Raw genomic sequence first — 19,698 nt, 5'->3', positions numbered from 1 at the left:
CCCGTTCTCCTCGCTCCCAGAATCAGTGCTCGAGAACTCACGGTATGCCCCTGCTTGCCGGTCAGCCCTGCCGGGTCCCCGCGCGCGCCACGATGTGTGCCGGGGCGGTGATGCCGGGCGGCAGCAGCGGGTCGGCGGTGGGCGCGCCCCAGCGGGAGGTCAGGGGCAGGGTGCCGGCCCAGAGGCCGAGGGCGGCGTCGGGCCCGTCACCGTCGTCGGGGGCGCCCGTACGGATCTTGACGGATGCCTCGTCGAGGGAGAGGACCAGGAGAGTGGTGGCGGCCAGCTCCTTGCGGCTCGGCTGCCTGGCGTACGTCCACTGGCCCGGGGTCGCGTGCTCGGTGAGGCGGCGCAGACCCGCCAGTTTCTCGTCGGGGTCGGTGACCGTGCGCGGTACGCCGTGGATCATCGCGCTGCGGTAGTTCACGCCGTGCTCGAAGACGGAGCGGGCGAGGACCAGGCCGTCGACGTGGGTGACGGTCACGCATATCGGCGCGTCGGGTTCGGCGGCCAGGCTGCGGCTCGCCACCGATCCGTGGAGATACAGCCGGGTGTCGTCACGGCCGTAGACGGTGGGGACGACGACAGGGCGGCCGTCGACGAGGACGCCGAGGTGGCAGACGAACCCCGCGTCGAGGATCGCCTCGAGGTCGGAGCGTTCGTGGCTGGCCTGCTCGCGGAGCCTGCTGTGGCGGGTGCGTTCGGTCTGCGGGAGCGTGCGCGACAGCGTTGTCGCGGTGTCGGTCTGGGTCATGCGGTCGGACGGTACTCCGTGGTGATCACCCCCTCGCGGGCGGGGACTTTTGACAACCCCTTTCCTAAGCCCTTGTCGGAAGGGGGCGGGCGGCCGTAGCGTCGAAGCCGGCCGAGGAGGGAACACGGTGAAGCGCACATCTCGCGACATCAGGACGGCGAACCGGTACGCGGTACTGCGCCATCTCATCGCCAAGTCCCCTGCTTCCCGGGGCGAGTTGGCGGCGGGGACCGGGCTCAGCCAGGCGACGGTCGCCACGCTCGTGGGTGAGCTGACCGCTCTCGGCCTGCTGGTCGAGGTCGGCTTCGAGGAGTCCGCGGGCGGACGTCCGCGCTCGCTGGTCGCGGTCGACGCGGAGGGCGGCGCGCTCGTCGGCGTCGACGTGGCCGAGACGTACGTCCACGCGGAGCTCTTCGACCTCGCGCTGGGCGTCGTGGCGCGCGCCGAGGAGGAGCTGCGGCCCGGCGGGTCCGCCCCGCAGGAGGTCGTCGGCCGGATCGCGGCGGCGGTCGGAACCGTGGTCGAGAGCGCAGCCGCGACCGCGGACCCGCACCGCCCGCCCCGGGTGCTCGGGGTGGGCGTCACGATGCCGGGACAGGTCGACCGCGAGCGCGGCGTCGCCGTCCGCGCCGCGAACTTCGGCTGGCGCGACGTGCCCCTGACCGCGCTGCTCGCCGAGCACCTCCCCTATCCGGTCCACCTCGACAACCCGCTGCGGGCAGCGACGGTCGCGGAGCTGTGGTTCGGCGCCGCACGCGGCCGGGACGACGCCGTGGTGATCAACCTCGGTACGGGCGTCGGCGCGGGCCTCGCGCTCGGCGGGGCCCTGCACCGCGGCGTCACGAACAGCGCCGGCGAGTGGGGTCACACCACGCTCGTCCTGGACGGGAGGCCGTGCAGGTGTGGCGACGCCGGATGCGTGGAGGCGTACGTGGGCGCGCCCGCCATCATGCGGACCCTGCATGAACTCGCCCCGGACAGCGCGCTGTTGACCGAGGACGACCAGACCGCGACGATCGGCGCGCTCGGCCGGGCGGCCACCGCCGGCGAGCCGGTGGCCCTGCGGGTCGTCCGGGAGACCGCCCGCCATCTCGGCGCCGCCGTCGCGGACCTGGTGAATCTGCTCAACCCCGAAGTGATCGTGCTCAGCAGCTGGGTGGCGGCCGCGCTCGGCACGCCCCTGCTGACCGAAGTACGTGAGGCCGTCGCCCGGCACGCCCTGGGCAGCCCGTTCGCGGCCACCGAGATCGTCCTGTCCCCGATACCGACCGACCCCGTGTGCCTGGGCGCGGCGACCTTCGCACTGGAAGGCGTCCTGTCGTCACCGGGCCTGACCCGCACCGCACTCACCCCGCACAAGACCTGACCGTCGCACGCCACCTGACGTCGCACATGACCTGACCGTCAAGGAGAACGATGTCCCTCCCCGAGGTGTCCCTCCCCGAGGAAGCCGCACTCCCCTACTACGAGCAGGTGTCCCCCGGCACCGGAGGTGTCGCGCCGCGTTCCTGGTACGCCGATTCCGACGCCAAGTCCCTTTCCCTGAACGGCCCGTGGCGCTTCCGCCTCTCGGCGACGGCGGACGAGCACGACGAGTCCTTCGCGCGCCCCGGCCACGACACGTCCGGCTGGGCGGATCTGACGGTGCCGGGGCACTGGGTGCTCCAGGGCGACGGGGCCCACGGCTCACCGGCGTACACGAACACCGTCTATCCGTTCCCCGTCGACCCGCCCCGCGTCCCGACCGAGAACCCGACCGGCGACCATCTGCGCGTCTTCGACCTGCCGGCCGACTGGCCCGCGTCGGGCGCGACCGTGCTGCGCTTCGAGGGGGTCGAGTCGTGTGCGCGGGTCTGGCTGAACGGTGAGGAGCTGGGCGAGTTCAAGGGTTCGCGCCTGCCGCACGAGTTCGCCGTCGAGGGGCTGCTGCGCGCGGAGGGCAACGTCCTGGCCGTACGGGTCCATCAGTGGTCGTCCGGTTCCTATCTGGAGGACCAGGACCAGTGGTGGCTGCCCGGCATCTTCCGTGAGGTCACGCTGCTGCACCGGCCCGACGGCGCGGACGCCGACTTCTTCGTGCACGCCGCGTACGACCACCGCACCGCAGAAGGCACGCTGCGGGTCGAGGCGAGCGCGGGAGGCCGCGTGACCGTGCCCGAACTCGGCGTCGACGTGACGGCCGGGGAGTCGGTGACGTTGCCGGTGGAGCCGTGGACGGCCGAGACGCCGCGCCTGTACGCGGGTGAACTGGCCACGCCGGGCGGGGAGATCATCCCCTTCCGCGCCGGTTTCCGTACCGTCGTCGTGGAGGACGGCGTCCTCAAGGTCAACGGGAAGCGGATCCTGTTCCGGGGCGTCAACCGGCACGAGTTCCACCCGGAGCACGGCCGCGCCGTGGACGAGGAGACGATGCGCCACGACGTCCTCCTCATGAAGCGGCACAACATCAACGCCGTACGGACCTCGCACTACCCGCCCCACCCCGCCTTCCTCGACCTGTGCGACGAGCTCGGCCTGTGGGTGATCGACGAGTGCGATCTGGAGACGCACGGCTTCACCCACGAGGGGTGGAACCGCAACCCGGTCGACGAGGAGCGCTGGACCCCGGCGCTCCTCGACCGGGCAGCCCGCATGGTGGAGCGCGACAAGAACCACGCCTCGGTGGTCATCTGGTCACTCGGCAACGAGTGCGGCACGGGCGCGGGCCTGACCGCGATGGCCGGACTGATCCGCGACCGCGACCCGTCCCGCCCGCTGCACTACGAGGGCGACGCGTCGTGCGCCGACACCGACGTCTACTCACGGATGTACGCGGACCACGCCGAGGTCGAACGCATCGGGCGGTACGAGGACGAGGGCCCCGAGGCGCGCCGCCGACTCCCGTTCATCCTGTGCGAGTACGCGCACGCGATGGGCAACGGACCCGGCGGACTCTCCGAGTACCAGCGCCTCTTCGAGAAGTACGACCGGCTCCAGGGCGGCTTCGTCTGGGAGTGGATCGACCACGGACTCGCACACGAGCGGTACGGGTACGCGTACGGCGGTGACTTCGGCGAGGAACTGCACGACGGCAACTTCGTCTGTGACGGTCTCCTCTTCCCCGACCGCACGCCCTCGCCCGGACTCGTCGAGTACAAGAAGGTGATCGAGCCGGTCCTGATCGAGGGCGACGGGACGGCCGGCACGGTCCGCGTCACGAACCGCCACGACTTCGCGGACCTCGCCGCGCTCGCCTTCACCTGGTCGTACGAGGTGGACGGCGCACCGATGGAGTCGGGCCCGCTCGCCGTGCCGACGCTCGCCCCCGGCGAGAGCGCGGACGTCAAACTGCCCGCCCCGCCGGACGCGGCGCGGGGCGCACACACGCAGTGGACGGTACGGGCGGCGCTCGCCGACGACACGGCGTGGGCGGAACGGGGTCATGTGGTCGCCTGGGGCCAACTCCCCGTATCGGGGCGGCAGTCGGTGACTCCGGCGAGCGGGGTGTCGCCGGCGTGGGACGAGGACGTCATCAGGCTCGGCCCGGCCGCCTTCGACGCGCGTACGGGCGAACTGCGGACCGTCGGACAGGTGCCGGTGACCGGGGTGCGCCTCGACGTGTGGCGGGCGCCGACCGACAACGACGACGGCGCCGACTGGCAGGCGGACCGGCGGTTCGGCCCGCTGTGGCGCGCGGCCGGGCTACACCGCGTGCGGCACCGCCTGGACCAAGTCGCCCTGGAGTCAGGCGCGTTGACGGTACGGACGCGGGTGGCGCCCGCGGCCGGACAGTACGCGCTGGCCACGGAGTACCGCTGGACGGCGGACGACGCGGGGCGCCTGACCCTCACGGTCTCGGTGACCCCCGAGGGCGACTGGACGGTGCCGCTCCCCCGCCTGGGCGTCCGCCTCGGCCTCCCGTCGTCCGCGACGCACGCGCGCTGGCTCGGCGGCGGTCCCGGCGAGGCCTACCCGGACACACGCGCCGCATCGCAGATCGGCCTGTGGGAAGCGTCCGTCGACGCGCTCCAGACGCCGTACGTGCGCCCGCAGGAGAACGGCGCGCGGGCGGATGTGCGCCGGGTGGAGATCGGCGGCCTGCGGATCGACGGCGAGCCGGAGTTCTGGTTCACCGCCCGGCGCTGGACGAGCGAACACCTCGACGCGGCCGGGCACCGCACGGACCTGGTGGCCGGGGACACGGTCTGGGTGAATCTGGACCACGCCCAGCACGGCATCGGCTCCCAGTCCTGCGGACCCGGCCCACTGCCGCGGTACGTGCTCGACGTGGCCCCGGCCACGTTCGCCTTCACGTTCTCCGCGGCGGGGTGATCCAAGAGCTGACGAGGGCGAAGGCCTGTCCCGTACCCGGGAGTTGAGGGTACGGGCGGGCCGGAGTCGATCACGAACACATGCGCGGAGGCGCTAGCTGATCCCGTCCGGGATCCGACGGGGTTAGCGTCGTTGTATGACGTCACCCTCGCTCGCCGGAGCCCTCGCCGCGGGACCGGTCGTCCTGGACGGCGGGCTCTCCAACCAGCTGGAGTCCGCCGGGTACGACCTGAGCGACGAACTGTGGTCGGCGCGGCTGCTCGCCGAGCGGCCCGAGGCGATCGTGGCCGCGCATCTCGCGTACTACGAGGCGGGGGCCTCGGTGGCGATCACGTCGAGCTACCAGGCGACGTTCGAGGGGTTCGCGCGGCGCGGGATCTCCCGTGATCGCGCCGCCGAACTGCTCGCCCTGAGCGTCGAGTTGGCACGCGAGGCGGCCCGTCGCGCGGCGGCGAAGGGGGTTCCGGGTCCGCTGTGGGTGGCCGCGTCGGCGGGCCCGTACGGGGCGATGTCGGCCGACGGTTCGGAGTACCGGGGCCGCTACGGCCTGACGGTGTCCGAGCTGGAGGCCTTCCACCGGCCCCGGCTCGAAGTCCTCGCCGCGGCCGGCCCCGACATGCTCGCCCTGGAGACCGTGCCGGACACCGACGAGGCGCGGGCGCTGCTGCGGGCGGTGCGGGGGCTCGGCGTCCCTGCCTGGCTGTCGTACAGCGTCGAAGGTGACCGGACGCGGGCCGGGCAGCCCCTGGAGGAGGCATTCGCGCTCGCCGCCGACGTGGACGAGATCGTCGCGGTGGGGGTCAACTGCTGCGCCCCCGAGGACGTGGGGCCCGCGGTGGCCCTGGCCGCGCGCGTCACCGGGAAGCCGGTGGTGGCCTATCCGAACAGCGGCGAGTCCTGGGACGCGGAGGCGCGTCGCTGGCGGGGCGCGGTCACGTTCACCGCGGACCGCGTGGCCGGCTGGGAGCGGGCCGGGGCTCGGCTGATCGGGGGCTGCTGCCGGGTGGGCCCGGACCGGATCGCGGCGCTCACCGCGGCGATGCGTCACTGAACGGCGCGGGTGGCCTCCTGTGCGGCCCGCGCGTAATCACGGACGAGCGGCCGCCGGTCGCCGGCGCGCCAGGCGAGCGCGAGCCGGGACGGCGAGACGCCGCGCACGGGGCGGGTCACGACGCCGCCGAGCGTGATGAGCGGCGCGTTGCCCGCCGCGACCAGGCACACCCCGAGCCCGCCCACGAGCGCCTCGTACGTCTCGTCGGTACCGGCGATCTCGGCCCCGACGCGTGGCGGCGTGCCGTCGCGGGCGTCGGTGGCGAGCCAGTAGTCCCGTAGCGCTCCGGCGCTCTGCGGCAGCGCGAGGAAGGGTTCGTCCGCGAGGTCCGCGAAGTCGATCTCGTCCAGGGCCGCGAGGCGGTGGGTCTCCGGGAGGGCGACGTGGCGGGGTTCCTCGGCGACGACGACCCACCGGTAACGGTCGGGGTCCGGGAGCGGCAGCCATACGAACGCGACGTCGGCGGTGCCGTCCGCGAGCCCGGCGGTCGCGTCGTCCCAGCCGACCTGGCGCAGCCGGATCCCGGCGTCGGGGAGGGCCTCGCTGAAGCGTGAGCGGATCGCGGGGAGCAGTCCGCCGCGGCCTGGGCTCGTGCTCATCCCGACGACGAGCGTGGCCAGTTGCTCGGCCCTGGCGCGCTCCACCGCCTCGGCGCCGGTCTCCCACGCGGCGAGGACGGCGCGGGCGTGCGGCAGGAGCGCGGCGCCTGCGGGGGTGAGCCGCACGCCCTGCCGGTCCCGGTCGAACAGCTCGGTGCCGAGCTGCCGCTCCAGCATCCGGATCTGCTTGCTCAGTGCGGGCTGCGAGACGTAGAGCCGCTCGGCGGCGCGCGTGAAGTGCAGCTCTTCGGCCACCGCCACGAAGTAGCGCAGATCTCTGCCGTGTACGTCCATAACCATCAGTTATCACGCCGGGTCTTGGACCGGCCACCGGTTCCGGCGCCATGGTTGATCCAGAACAGCACGGCACGGCACGGCAGCGGGAAACCATTCTTCTCAAAGGGAGCTCGAGATGGCGAAGGTCTGGCTGGTCACGGGTGCGAACAGCGGATTCGGGCGGGCGATCACCGAGGCGGCCGTCGCGTCGGGCGACGTCGTCGTGGCCACCGCGCGCAACACGTCGGCCCTGGCCGACCTGGTCGCGGCCCACCCCGACCAGGTCGAGGCGCTCTCCCTGGACGTGACGGACACGGCCGGTATCGAGGCGGCGGTGGCGGACGTCGTCGCGCGGCACGGCCGGATCGACGTCCTGGTCAACAACGCGGGCCGCAGCCATGTCGGAGCCGCCGAGGAGACCACGGACGCGGAGCTGCGCGGCCTGTTCGACGTGCACTTCTTCGGGCCCGCGGCGCTGGTCCGCGCGGTCCTGCCGCACATGCGGGCGCGCCGTTCGGGGGCGATCGTGCAGATGAGCAGCATGGGCGGGCAGATGTCGTTCGCCGGGTTCTCCGCGTACAGCGGGTCGAAGTTCGCGCTGGAGGGCTTCTCGGAGGCGCTCGCCGCCGAGGTGGGGCCGCTCGGCATCAAGGTCCTCGTCGTGGAGCCGGGCGCGTTCCGCACGAGCCTGTTCGGCAACACGAGCGTCTCCGCGGAGCTCGACGACTACGCGGGCACGGTCGGCCCGACCCGGCGGATGGTCGGCGGTGGCGACGGCGACCAGCCGGGCGACCCGGCGAAGGCCGCGGCCGCGATCATCGCCGCGCTCGGGGCGGACGTGACGCCGCTGCACCTGCCGCTCGGCGACGACGCCGTGGACGCGGTCGTGGGCCACCTCGACGGGGTGCGCGCCGAGATCGGCGCCTGGGAGAAGGTGGCGCGGGACACCGCGTTCGGCGACTGAGCGCCGGCGGTGCGGTGTCCGATTCGTTCAAGACCAGTGCGGGGACGCGTGCCTACGGTGGGGCCATGACCGAGATCACCGCACGATTCGATGCCGTCGGCGTCGTCGTCTCCGACATGACTGCCGCCGTCACGTTCTACCGCCGCCTCGGCCTCGCGTTCCCCGAAGGAGCCGAGGAGCAGCCGCACGCGGAGGCCGTCCTGCCCGGCGGCCTTCGCGTGCTGCTCGACACCGAGGAGACCGTGAAGTCGTTCCACCCGTCCTGGCGGGCGCCCGCCCGTGGCGCCTCCCGGCACGGGCTGGCCTTCCACTGCGGCGACGCCGCCGGGGTGGACGCCGTGTACGAGCAGCTGATGGCCGCCGGGTACGACGGCGAGCTCAAGCCGTGGGACACCTTCTGGGGCCAGCGGTACGCCGTGGTGCTCGACCCGGACGGGAACGGGGTCGATCTGTTCGCGCCGCTGGCCACCGCCGGTTAGGAGGCGTCTCCCTGCCGCGTGCGCACCCCGTCGAGCAGCCGCTCGCGCTGTGCGTCGGACGTCGCGAGGTCGACGCCGACGAGGGCGAGGGCCGTCGCTCCGTCGAGCACCGCGAGGTCGGCGCCCGGGGTCTTGCCGTGGGCGGTGAACTCGGGGGTGTGCTGTTTGGCGCCGCCCGTGTCGTAGCCGACCGTGGGGTGGATGGTCGGGATGCGCCGCGAGACGTTGCCCATGTCGGTCGACGCCATCGTCTCGCCGTGCAGCGAGGTGACGGTACGGCCCAGCTCTCCGGCGGCCCGCGCGTACGACCGGGTCATCTCCTCGTCCTGGCGCAGGTCGGCGAAGTCCCTTCCGTGCGTGCTCACTTCGAGCTCGGTGCCGGTGGCGAGCGCGCCCGCCTCGAAGCACGCCCTGACCCGCTGCCAGGCCTCGGCGAGCTGCTCCACGGTGCGGGCCCTGACCTCGTAGCGGGCGGCGGTGCGGGCCGGGATGACGTTCACGGCCTGGCCGCCGTCGGTGACGATGCCGTGCACGACGACGCCGGGCGGCAGCTGCTGGCGCAGGAGGCCGACCGCGGTCTGGGCGACGGTCATGGCGTCGAGCGCGTTGACGCCCTCCCAGGGGGCGAGCGCGGCGTGCGAGGGCCTGCCCCGGTAGGCGAGGTCCCAGGAGCCGATGGCCAGCGAGGAGGCGCCGACGGTGTCGGCGGGGGCGGCGTGCACCATCATCGCGGCGGCGACGTCGTCGAAGATCCCGGCGTCCAGCAGGAGCACCTTGCCGCCGATGTCCTCCTCGGCGGGCGTGCCGATCAGCTTGACCGTGACACCGAGTTCGTCGGCGACGGCGGCCAGGCCGAGGGCGGCGCCGACGGACGCGGCGCCGTTCACGTTGTGCCCGCAGGCGTGTCCGATGCCGGGCAGGGCGTCGTACTCGGCGCAGAACGCGATGACGAGGTCGCCGGTGCCGTACGTGGCGACCACCGCGGTGGGCAGGTCGCCGGCGCCGCGGGTGACGGTGAAGCCGGCCGTTTCCATGAGGTCGGCGATCCGGGCCGCCGCGCGGTGTTCCTCAAGGGCGGTCTCGGGGTCGTCGTGCAGGGCGTGGCTGAGCCCCACGACGGGCTCGCGCCAGTTTCGTACGGCGCCGGTCACGGCCTCACGCGCGGTCAGGTTGTCGCTCATGCGAGGTCTCCGCTCGGGGCGAGGTGCTGTACGGGGGCGGCTGCGCCGGCGCGGGGCGCGCGGTAGCGCAGGGCGAGGGCCGTACCGACGACGGCGGCGCAGGCGCACGCGCCCCAGCCCCACAGGTAGCCGGACTCCGCGATGCGCGTGGTGCCGCGCACGGCGTGGGCGGTGAAGAAGCCACCGATGACGGCGGCGCCGATGGCCGCGCCGAGGGAGAGGGCGAGTTCGTTCAGGCCGACGGCGAGCGCGGTCTCGTGCTCCTCGACGACCTCCGCCGACAGGGTCCGGGTGATCGATTCGAAGAGCCCGGTGGCCAGGCCCACGACGAGGGCGGACGTGACGTACTGGGCGAGGCTGTCGTGGAAGAGGGCCATGCCCAGGAAGCCGAGTGCGATGAGGACGCCGCCGGTGGCGAGCACGGCGCGGTCGCCGATGCGCCGGGCTAGGCGCGGGGTCAGCGTGGACCCGGCGAATCCGGCCACGAGCATGGCGAGCGAGACGGTGGCGATCGCCTGCGGCCCCATGTCCATGCCGTAGCCGTTCGCGGACCGGTCGGAGCCGAGGAAGAGGGCATTGGCGCCGAGGAAGCCGATCGTGCCGAACGCGGCGCAGAACGTGTAGCCGCTGACCATGGCGAGCCGCGGGTTGCTCAGCATGCGGACGCTGACCAGCGGGTTCTCGGACCGCCGCTCGACGGCCACCCAGGCGGCCAGGACGGCGACGGCGACGACGGCGAGCCCGATCGTGCGCGCCGAGACCCAGCCCCAGGTGCTGCCCTGCGCGAGGACGAGGACGAGCACGACGAGGCCCGCGGTGAGCAGCGCCGCCGCGCCGTAGTGGAAGCGGCCGCCGCGCGGGATGTCGCTGTCCGGCAGTACGAGTCCGGCGACGACGGCGAGCACGGCGACGGGGACTGCGGTCCACAGCCCCGCCTCCGCGTGTCCCTCGCTGAGCGCGCCGGCCACGAGCCCGCCGACGCCGATCGCGAGGAGCAGGACGCCCACGAGGACGGAGATCCCGGTGCGGTTCTGCTCGGGGGCGCGGGAGCGGAGGATGCCCACGAGGAGCGGGAAGAAGCCGACGACGGCGCCCTGGAGGCTGACGCCGACGGCGAGGGTCACGGCGGAGGGCCATGCGGCGATGAGGACCGAGCCGCCCGCCACCATCGCGAGCGCCACCCGCAGCAGCTTGCGATGTCCGTGCAGGTCACCGAGACGGGACAGCAGCGGCGTCAGCACGGCGCAGGCGACCTGGAAGAGCAGGTAGATGTTGTTCTGCCCGACCGTCCCGATGTGCAGGCTCCGGCCGACCTCGGGCAGGAGCGGGGTCAGATAGCCCTGGACGATGCCGCTGAACAGGACGACGACGGCCATCGTCGCGACCATGGCCGGGCCGGCGCTCACCACTCCCGGCCCGCGTCCCGCTCCCGTTATGTGTGTGGACACACCTTCACCTCTGGATCTTCTGGTGGCCGGAACCGAATGTGGTGGCTACTGTGCGGGCCGAGGCACGGACGCCCCCGAATATTCATGGATTCGTACGTACGGAGTGCTTGTGATGCGAGAAACGGTCACCGCCAGCGAGCTCGACCTCGCTCTGGTGAACGCCCTCCAGCTGCGGCCCCGGGCGTCCTGGTCGGAGCTCTCACCGCTGCTCGGCGTGACCGCGAGCACGCTGGCGCGGCGCTGGGACCGGCTGACGCGGTCCGGGCTCGCCTGGGTGTACGCGGCGCCGGGCCGTGAGTTCACCCGCAACCGCTGCACGGCGTTCGTGCTGCTGCGGTGTCGGCCTCAGGAGCGGTCGCGGCTGATCGCCCGGCTGATCGCCCTGCCGGAAGCGGTGACGATCGAGGTGACCGCCCCCGGCAGCTGCGACCTGCTGCTCGACGTACTGGCCCCCGACCTCGCCTCGCTCAGCCGCTTCCTCACGCAGGAGCTGGACCAGCTGCCGGGGATCGAGTCGGTCAGCGCCCTGCTCGCCACGTCGCTCTACGTCGAGGGCAGTCGCTGGCGGCTGCGCTCCCTCGACCCCTCGCAGCTCACGGCGCTCGTCAGCCATAACGCGGCGCAGGCACCGGTGCGCGGGCTGGAACTCGACCCCGTGGACCGGGCACTGCTCGGCGAACTCGTCCATGACGGGCGGCTCGGCCTCGCCGAACTCGCCGAGCGCACCGACACCAGCCCGCCCACGGTGCGCCGCAGGCTGCGCCGCCTCACGGACTCCGCGGTCCTGACGTTCCGCTGCGACATCGCGTCCGCGCTCGCCGGGCATCCGGTCCCGGTGTCGCTGCTCGGCCGGGTCCCCGCGCGGGACATCGGCACCGTCCACCGCACACTCGCCGCGCTGCCGGAGTGCCGGCTGGTCGCGGCCGTGACCGGTTCCGCGAACATCTTCGCCACGCTGTGGGTTCACGACCTGGGTGACATCCAGCGCCGCGAGACGGCGCTGTGCGCCCGGCTGCCGACGCTCACGGTGACGGACCGCGTCGTCGGCCTGCACACGGTCAAGCGCATGGGGCATCTGCTCGACGAGGAGGGGCGCCGGGTCGGCGTCCAGCCCATCTCCCCCTGGTAGGCGCGGCGGCTCCGTCAGACGAGGCGGGTCAGCGGAACACCCGCCAACTCCCTTACGTCGCGCGCCAGATGGGACTGGTCGGCGTACCCCGCCCGCGCGGCCGTCTCGGCGAGCGGCACTCCGCCGCGGGCGAGCGCGAGGGCGCGTTGCAGGCGCAGGACGCGGGCCAGCGTCTTGGGGCCGTAGCCGAACGCGGCGAGGGAGCGCCGGTGCAGGCTGCGCGCGCCGAGCCCCGCGCTGTCGGCGGTCTCGGCGACGGTGCGGCCCGCGCCGAGCGACGTCACGATATGGGCGAGGACGGGGTCGGGCGGCGCGGCTCCCCGGTCGAGGGCCACGGCTTCGAGGGCGGCGGCCGGGTCGTGTGCCGCGTCGACGCGTTCGGTGAGGCGTCGCACCTGGGCGGCGGGCCACAGGTCCGCGAGGTCGACGCGCCGGTCGCCCAGCTCGTGGGCCGGGACGCCGAGGACGGCGGGCGCGGTGCCGGGGAAGAAGCGGATGCCCGCGAACCGGGTGGAGCCGCTGATGCCGGGCCGGTGGGCGTGCGTGTCCGGTCCGGCGACGAAGAGGCGTCCCCCGGTCCACAGCAGGTCCATGCAGCCGTCGGGCAGGACGTCCGGTGACTCGGAGCGGGAGGCGTCTCCTTCGGGGGTGACGGTACGGGTCCACAGGACCGCGCCCGGCACACTCCGCGCCGCCCTCTCCCGGTACACGTCAGCCACGTCTTCGAGGCTACGCCGCGTCCGCGGGGAGGCGGCGGCCGGTCAGTTGTGGTCGGGGTGGTCGTGGTCGTGCTGGTCGGGGCCCTGCGGGTGGTCGCCGTTCTTGCGGACGTGCCCGCGCAAGCGCGACGACACGTCGTCCGGGGGCAGGAACTTCGACCAGCGCTCGGGGAACTCGGACGGCATGTCCGGGTCCGCCGCGTCGTCGGTGCCCTTGTGCCCCTCGCGGGCGGCGGAGCGGGCGATGTACTCCGCGGCCTGCGCGGTCCGCCAGCGCTCGTTGGCGGCGCGGGCGGCCGACGTGGCGACGGACGGCCAGACCCGGTCGATCGCCGCGTTCACCGCGGCGCCGACGAGCACCGCGAACGCCGAGACGCCGATCCACAGGAGCACGGCGACGGGCGCGGCCAGGGACCCGTAGATGGTGGGGCCCTCGATGGTGCTGGTGATGTAGAGGCGGAGCAGGAAGCTGCCCGGCACCCACATCGCGAGGGCCACGAGGGCGCCGGGTACGTCCTCGATCCACGGCGAACGCACGGGTACCGACACGTGGTAGAGCGTCGTCAGGAAGACCACGGACAGGAGGAGGACGACGGGCCAGTACAGGACCTGGACCACGGTCTCCGACCACGGGACGAGGGAGATCACAGCGTCCGGGCCCGCGATCATCAGCGGCAGCGCGACCGAGCCGACGATCAGCGCGACGAGGAACAGCAGGAAGGCGAGCAGGCGGGTCTTGACGATGCCGCGCACACCGTCCAGCCCGTACATGACGGTCACCGTGTCGACGAACGTGGACACCGCGCGCGAGCCCGACCACAGCGAGAACAGGAAGCCGATGGAGATGACGTCCGGGCGGCCCTTCATCGCGTCGTCGAGGATCGGCCGGGCGATCTCCTTCACGCCCTCGTCGGTCAGGACCGTGCGCGACGCCTCCAGGATGTTGTCGCGGACGCCGGCGATCGTGTCGGCACCGGTCCAGGTGTCGACGTAGGCGAGCAGCCCGATGAGGGAGAGGAGCAGCGGCGGCACGGACAGGAGCGTGAAGAACGCCGCCTCGGCCGCGAGCCCCAGGATGCGGTATTCCATGCACGAGTTGACGGTGTCCTTGAGCAGCAGCCAGGCGGTCCTGCGCTTCGACACGTTGCGATAGAGAGCGCGGGCCCGGTGGAGTCGGCCTCTGCGTGGCCGATCGGGTGTTTCTTTTGCCTGGTGCACGTCCTTACCGTATCTGTCATGGCAGCCACCACCCACGCAGTGACCAACCAGGCTCCGCCCCTGGTGGGATATGACGTTTATGCCGCGGACAAGGCCCTCGCCGAGGGGGTCGAGCGGCATCTGGAACCCTCGCTCGCGCCCGCGGTCCGCGAGGAACTCGGTGTCCTCGGCCGCGCCGCCGGTTCGGCCCAGGCGCAGGAGTGGGGCGTGCTCGCGAACGAGAACCCGCCGCGGCTGCACACCCACGACCGCTACGGGCACCGCGTCGACGAGGTCGAGTTCCATCCGTCCTGGCACCGCCTCATGGGCAAGGGCGTCTCGGCCGGGCTGACGTCGGCCTGGTCGCGGCCGGGCGGCCATCTGCGGCGCGCGGCCGCGTTCCTGGTGTGGAGCCAGGTCGAGGCGGGCCACACCTGCCCGCTGTCGATGACGCACGCGGCGGTGCCCGCGCTGCGCACCGATCCGGCACTGGCCGCCGAGTGGGAGCCCCGGCTGACGTCGACGGTGTACGACGCGGGGCTGCGGCCCGCCGCTCAAAAGGCGGGCGCCGTGTTCGGGATGGGCATGACGGAGAAGCAGGGCGGCAGCGACGTCCGCACGAACACGACGCGGGCGACGCCGCTCGCCGAGGACGGCACGTACGAGCTGACCGGGCACAAGTGGTTCTGTTCGGCGCCCATGTCGGACGGGTTCCTCGTCCTGGCGCAGGCACCCGAGGGGCTCACGTGTTTCCTGCTGCCGCGTGTCCTTCAGGACGGCACGCGCAACCCGTTCGCGATCCAGCGGCTCAAGGACAAGCTGGGCAACCGGTCGAACGCGTCGGCCGAGGTCGAGTTCGACGGGACGTGGGCGCGCCGGGTCGGCGACGAGGGGCGCGGGGTGCGCACCATCATCGAGATGGTCGCCGCCACGCGCCTGGACTGTGTGCTCGGTTCGGCCGCGATCATGCGGCAGGCCGTCGCGCAGGCGGTCCACCACTGCACGTACCGCGAGGCGTTCGGCGGCCGGCTCCTCGACAAGCCGCTGATGCGCAACGTGCTGGCCGACCTGGCGCTGGAGTCGGAAGCCGCGACGACGCTGGCGCTGCGGCTCGCGGCGGCCCAGGACGCCGTGCAGGACACCGGGTCGGAGCAGGAGCGGGCGTTCCTGCGGATCGCGGTGCCAACCGCCAAGTACTGGGTGACGAAGCGGTGTACGCCGGTGGCGGCGGAGGCCCTGGAGTGCCTGGGCGGGAACGGCTACGTGGAGGAGTCCGGCATGCCGCGGCTGCTGCGCGAGTCGCCGCTCAACTCGATCTGGGAGGGGTCGGGCAACGTGCAGGCTCTCGACGTGCTGCGGGCGTTGCAGCGCGAGCCGCAGGCCTTGAACGCCTTCCTCCAGGAGGTCGGCAGGGCGCGCGGGGCCGATCACCGTCTCGACGGCGCGATCAAGGGCCTGCTGACCGAACTCGCCGACCTGGAGGGCATCGAGGCACGGGCGCGCCGCGTCGTGGAGCGGATCGCTCTGGTGCTGCAGGGTTCGCTGCTGGTGCGTCACGCGCCGCCGGAGGTCGCGGACGCGTTCTGCGCCTCGCGGCTCGGCGGGGACTGGGGTTCGGCGTTCGGCACGCTGCCGCACAGCCTGGACCTGCGGTCGGTCGTCGAGCGGGCGCGCCCGGTGAGCTGAGTGTCCGGCCCCGGGCCAAGGTCCTCACGACTGAGGCCACGGGGGTGATGCTGCGCCGACACGGCATCACCCCCGCCCTTCAGGCCCCTTGAGGAGCTCCCGCGCCGCCGGAGCGGCACGGGTTCAGCTTCGACCGACGTACGGCTGTTCGCCAGAGTTGCAGAGGGTTGCAACTGTCGTGCCCGCCTTTCGGCCCCACGAAGGCCGGGTAAGCGGCACGATGAGCACATGTCCCCACGCACCGGTCTGTTTCAGGCGGACCTGTTTCAGGAGGACCCGTGACGCAGAAGAACTCGACCGTCGATCTGGGCCGGCTGTCCACCATGGACTGCTCCCTGGCCGCACGGCTCCTGAAGGGTGTCCGCGCCGCGACGCTGTCGGGACAGCAGCCGCAGATGCTGCCGCGTCCGGTGATCGGCGAGTCCTGGGGCCGCATGCTGCGCAGCGGCGTCGACCCGGACCGTGACGTGCGGTCGGGGCTGCTGAACGTCGAGGAGATCGAGGAGCGCCGCCAGGCGTCCGGACTCCTGGAGATCCTGCCGGTGCTGCGCGAGGCGCTGGTGACCGTCGCGGACGCGGCGCACCACATCATGGTCGTGTCCGACGCGGACGGTCGCATCCTGTGGCGCGAGGGCAGCGCGGCGGTCCTGCACAAGGCGGACCAGCTCGGCTTCGAACTGGGCGCGGACTGGGCCGAGGAGACGGTCGGGACGAACGGGGTGGGTACGCCGCTCGTGGCGCGGGGCCCGGTGCAGGTGTTCTCCGCCGAGCACTTCGTGGTGTCGCAGCACTCGTGGACGTGCACGGGGGCGCCGATCACGGATCCGCGCGACGGGCACCTGATCGGCGTCGTCGATGTGAGCGGCCCGCTGGAGACGATGCACCCGGCGACGCTCTCGCTCGTCGGGGCGGTGGCGCAGCTCGCGGAGGCGCGGCTGCGGGAGCGCCATGCGGTGACCCTCGATCGCTTGCGGGCGGTCGCGGCGCCGATCCTCGCGCGGATCGGCGGCCGGGCGGTCGCGGTGGACGTCCAGGGCTGGACGGCGGCGGTGACCGGGATGCAGCCGGTGGACCGGATCGTGCTCCCCAAGTCGCTGTCCGGGCTGTCCGAGCTGTCGGACGGGCGGGCCTGGGTGCCGACGCTGGGGATGTGCGCGGTCGCGCCTTTGCCCGGCGGCTGGCTGCTGCGGCCCGACGGGCCGGACGGGGCGGCCGAGCCGCTCGGCGGCACCCGTGTCGTACTGGACCTGAGCAGGCCGCGGCGCTGGTCGGTCACGGTGACGGACGGCACCCGGTCCTGGTCGCACGAGCTGAGCCCGCGCCACGCCGAACTCCTCTATCTGCTGGCCCTGCACCGCGGCGGGCGCAGCGCCTCGGGCCTCGCACAGGACATGTTCGGCGACCCGACGCGCACGGTGACGGTCCGCGCCGAGATGTCGCGCGTACGGCGCTACCTCGGCAGCCTGCTCGGGCACCGCCCGTACCGCTTCCACGAGGAGGCGGAGCTGGAGGTGGTCCTCCCGCAGAGCCCGGCGGACCTGCTGCCGCACTCGGTGGCGCCCGGGGTCCTGAGATCGCGGTCGGCGCCGGAGCACTGACTCGGCCCTCCCCGACAGAGCTTCATTCAGGCGCAGTTGATCGGTCGGCGGGCTCTCAGACCCGGGCGAGTATCACCGAGCGCGTGAGGTGGCGGGGCCGGTCCGGGTCACGGCCACCGGCCAGGGCGACCGCCACCGCGAGGCGCTGCGTCCGCACCAGTTCGGCCAGCGGGTCGAGGCCGCCGGCCACCCACATGCCGCCGGTGGCGTGCACCTCGTCGGCGAGGCCGGCGGGCGCGTCGCCGAGCATCCAGGTGGCGGTGCCCCGGACGGAGACGCTGATCGGGCCGTGACGGTACTCGTGGGCCGGATAGGCGCCGGCCCAGGGGAGTTGGCTCTCGCGCATCTTGTGGGCCGCCTCACCGGCGAGCCCCACGGTCCAGCCCCGGCCGAGGAACGTGAACTGTGTGCAGCCGACGAGCCACGGGGGCAGCGGCTCGGCCAGCGCGTCGTGCGCGTCGTCCACGACGTCCTGGGAGTGCAGCCCGAAGTGGGTGCGCAGCACGGTGAGGGCCGAGGTCGGGAAGCGGGTCTGCACGACGGACTTCTCGTCGGCGAAGCCGAGGACGACCACGTCGTCGGCGGCCGACGCCACGGGGGTCGCGGCGTCCGTCGTGATCACGGTGGTCCTGACCCGTCCGCGCAGCCCGGCGAGGAGGCGCAGCACCTCGGTGGTGGCGCCCGAGCGGGTCAGGGCGACGACGCGGTCGTAGTGGCGCGCGGCCGGGAACTCCGAGGCCGCGTGGGCGTGGGTCTCGCCGTGGCCGGCGTCCTCGCGCAGGGCGGCGGCGGCCTGCGCCATGAAGAGCGAGGTGCCGCAGCCGACGATCGCGACCCGCTCGCCCGGCTCGGGCAGCAACGCCCGCTGATCCAGGGCCAGTTCGGCCGCCCGGTCCCAGCACTCGGGCTGGCTGTGCAGCTCGTTCTCGATATGACTCATGGCGCACCCTCACATCCCAGCGCATGCTTGGTTGTGCAAGTTATAGCGCGTTTTCAAGCATTTGAGATCAGCCAGACCCGTCAAAGTCCGCCGAGAGTCCATGTGCGCGCTCCAGAAGTCCATGCCCTTGCCCACCCGCCACGGCCACTCTCTTGTCGAGCACGAGCACAAGCACACATCTGCAAGCACCTCCCTCCCCCACCGTTCAGGAGGAACCTGTGCGTCGCTTCAGATCGATCAGATCCGTCTGTGTGGCCGCCGTCGTCGCGGTCGCCGCCGCTGTGGGCCTGTCCGCGCCGGCCCAGGCGGCGGGGCAGACCCCCGGCACCTACACCAACTACGGCTTCCCGTCCGGCACGACGGCCCTCACCGAGGCCACGTGGGGTACGACGGTCGAGGCGGACCCGGGCCGCGGAAACGTCTACTGGGCCCACCAGTTCGACTTCACCAACAGCGTCGGCGGCTACGTCGGCCAGCAGCGCTGGCGCACCGGCACCGGCATGTTCCTGTTCTCCCTGTGGGGCTCGACGGCGGCGAAGGCGGGCTCGGCCGGTACGTACTGCCAGACCTTCGACGAGTCGGGCACCGGGTACACGTGCCGCTACAACCAGGCGTTCACGGCGGGACACCACTACACGTACCGCATCTCCCCCGACACGACCGACGGCTGGTACAAGGCGACCATCTCCGACGTCACGGCCGGCACGTCCTTCGTCCTGGGCAGCCTCCAGGTCGGCTCGGGCGCCCGGATCAGCGCGGGCGGCATGGTCGACTGGGTCGAGTACTTCGACTGGAACAGCAACTCGGCGACCTGCGAGGACGAGCCCTACTCACGGGCCCGCCTCGACCTCCCCAAGGGCACGTCGACGGGCGGCTCCGCCGTCACCGCCTCCGTCAGCTCGACGTCCACGAGCAGCACCTGCACCCAGTACGCCAAGGTCACCCAGGTCTCCGGCGGCAGCGTGCACGACGACGCGACCGGCAACTCCGCCTCGGGGGACATCACGGGCAGCGGCGGCAAGTGCGTCGACATCACCGGCGGCAGCGGCACGGACGGCACCCCGCTCGAACTGTGGACGTGCGGCGGCGGCAACAACCAGAACTGGGTCCTGTCCCACGACGGCACCGTGCGCGCGCTCTACAAGTGCATGACGGTGAGCGGGAGTTCGGTGCAGCTGTCCACGTGCAACGGCTCGGCCTCGCAGCAGTGGCAGCGCTCCGGGGACACCCTCGTCAACCAGGGCAAGTGCCTGGACGCCGAGGGCGGCGCGAGCACGGACGGCACGAAGCTGATCACTTACACGTGCTCGGGCGGCGCCAACCAGCGGTGGACGACGCCCAGTTGATGCGGAGTGACCGGGCGTCG

At 72.9% G+C, this 19,698-nt stretch carries 16 protein-coding genes; 9 read left to right on the top strand and 7 right to left on the bottom strand.

Translation table 11 applies throughout. The annotated features are described in order from the left end of the window. Positions 1–61: 61 nt before the first annotated feature. The gene (locus ACIPWY_RS00730) at positions 62–754 is read right to left on the bottom strand and encodes a pyridoxamine 5'-phosphate oxidase family protein (protein WP_362899008.1); all 693 of its coding nucleotides are present in this window, start codon (positions 752–754) and stop codon (positions 62–64) included. Between the two features lie 127 nt (positions 755–881). Between ACIPWY_RS00730 and ACIPWY_RS00725 the strand changes: the two genes are divergently transcribed. The 3 genes from ACIPWY_RS00725 (at position 882) to mmuM (ending at position 6,116) form a co-directional block, all read left to right on the top strand. Then, on the top strand, positions 882–2,120 hold the full coding sequence (locus ACIPWY_RS00725; RefSeq protein ID WP_393700142.1) for an ROK family transcriptional regulator: 1,239 nt from the start codon (positions 882–884) through the stop codon (positions 2,118–2,120). Between the two features lie 50 nt (positions 2,121–2,170). After that, complete coding sequence (locus tag ACIPWY_RS00720; RefSeq protein WP_401531983.1) at positions 2,171–5,065, top strand: glycoside hydrolase family 2 TIM barrel-domain containing protein; 2,895 nt, start codon at positions 2,171–2,173, stop codon at positions 5,063–5,065. Between the two features lie 136 nt (positions 5,066–5,201). Then, positions 5,202–6,116 (top strand): homocysteine S-methyltransferase, encoded by a 915-nt coding sequence (gene mmuM, locus ACIPWY_RS00715; protein WP_393700146.1) that lies wholly within the window; start codon positions 5,202–5,204, stop codon positions 6,114–6,116. Here the strand turns inward: mmuM and ACIPWY_RS00710 are convergent. Further along, entirely contained in the window at positions 6,110–7,015 is a 906-nt protein-coding gene (locus tag ACIPWY_RS00710; protein WP_393700148.1) for a LysR family transcriptional regulator, read from the bottom strand. The two genes, mmuM and ACIPWY_RS00710, sit on opposite strands and share 7 nt — an antisense overlap. A gap of 112 nt (positions 7,016–7,127) precedes the next feature. Between ACIPWY_RS00710 and ACIPWY_RS00705 the strand changes: the two genes are divergently transcribed. After that, positions 7,128–7,955, top strand: coding sequence for an oxidoreductase (locus ACIPWY_RS00705; RefSeq protein WP_362899018.1), 828 nt, complete (start codon positions 7,128–7,130; stop codon positions 7,953–7,955). A gap of 65 nt (positions 7,956–8,020) precedes the next feature. Continuing rightward, a complete protein-coding gene (locus ACIPWY_RS00700; RefSeq protein WP_362899020.1) occupies positions 8,021–8,434 on the top strand; it encodes a VOC family protein in 414 nt (137 codons plus the stop codon). Here the strand turns inward: ACIPWY_RS00700 and ACIPWY_RS00695 are convergent. Beyond that, a complete protein-coding gene (locus ACIPWY_RS00695; protein WP_393700151.1) occupies positions 8,431–9,615 on the bottom strand; it encodes an amidohydrolase in 1,185 nt (394 codons plus the stop codon). The genes ACIPWY_RS00700 and ACIPWY_RS00695 overlap by 4 nt on opposite strands. Continuing rightward, positions 9,612–11,063, bottom strand: a complete 1,452-nt coding sequence (locus ACIPWY_RS00690; RefSeq protein WP_362899024.1) for an MFS transporter — start codon at positions 11,061–11,063, stop codon at positions 9,612–9,614. The genes ACIPWY_RS00695 and ACIPWY_RS00690 overlap by 4 nt, the downstream gene beginning before the upstream one ends. A 112-nt stretch (positions 11,064–11,175) precedes the next feature. On the opposite strand from ACIPWY_RS00690, the gene ACIPWY_RS00685 reads away from it, so the two are divergent. After that, complete coding sequence (locus tag ACIPWY_RS00685; protein ID WP_393700154.1) at positions 11,176–12,192, top strand: Lrp/AsnC family transcriptional regulator; 1,017 nt, start codon at positions 11,176–11,178, stop codon at positions 12,190–12,192. Positions 12,193–12,206: 14 nt separating this feature from the next. On the opposite strand, the gene ACIPWY_RS00680 is transcribed toward ACIPWY_RS00685, so the two are convergent. Further along, on the bottom strand, positions 12,207–12,902 hold the full coding sequence (locus tag ACIPWY_RS00680) for a helix-turn-helix domain-containing protein (RefSeq protein WP_393700450.1): 696 nt from the start codon (positions 12,900–12,902) through the stop codon (positions 12,207–12,209). 51 nt (positions 12,903–12,953) lie between these two features. Then, positions 12,954–14,129 carry a YihY/virulence factor BrkB family protein gene (locus ACIPWY_RS00675; RefSeq protein ID WP_362899028.1) on the bottom strand — a complete coding sequence of 392 codons (1,176 nt, stop codon included), beginning with the start codon at positions 14,127–14,129 and terminating at the stop codon, positions 12,954–12,956. Positions 14,130–14,147: 18 nt separating this feature from the next. Between ACIPWY_RS00675 and ACIPWY_RS00670 the strand changes: the two genes are divergently transcribed. Then, positions 14,148–15,794 (top strand): acyl-CoA dehydrogenase family protein, encoded by a 1,647-nt coding sequence (locus ACIPWY_RS00670; protein WP_362899030.1) that lies wholly within the window; start codon positions 14,148–14,150, stop codon positions 15,792–15,794. Between the two features lie 323 nt (positions 15,795–16,117). Beyond that, positions 16,118–17,392 (top strand): GAF domain-containing protein, encoded by a 1,275-nt coding sequence (locus tag ACIPWY_RS00665; RefSeq protein ID WP_393700452.1) that lies wholly within the window; start codon positions 16,118–16,120, stop codon positions 17,390–17,392. A gap of 55 nt (positions 17,393–17,447) precedes the next feature. Here ACIPWY_RS00665 and ACIPWY_RS00660 read toward each other — a convergent pair whose 3' ends face one another. After that, positions 17,448–18,332, bottom strand: coding sequence for an SIS domain-containing protein (locus ACIPWY_RS00660; RefSeq protein ID WP_362899032.1), 885 nt, complete (start codon positions 18,330–18,332; stop codon positions 17,448–17,450). Between the two features lie 218 nt (positions 18,333–18,550). Here ACIPWY_RS00660 and ACIPWY_RS00655 point away from each other — a divergent pair, with 218 nt between their 5' ends. Beyond that, positions 18,551–19,678, top strand: coding sequence for a ricin-type beta-trefoil lectin domain protein (locus tag ACIPWY_RS00655; RefSeq protein ID WP_393700157.1), 1,128 nt, complete (start codon positions 18,551–18,553; stop codon positions 19,676–19,678). Positions 19,679–19,698 lie beyond the last annotated feature (20 nt).

Source organism: Streptomyces sp. NPDC090032 (assembly GCF_044748025.1).
In the GTDB taxonomy this organism is placed as follows: Bacteria; Actinomycetota; Actinomycetes; order Streptomycetales; family Streptomycetaceae; genus Streptomyces.
Note: the sequence above shows the minus strand (reverse complement) of the source record. Positions and strands in the feature narration are given on the sequence as shown.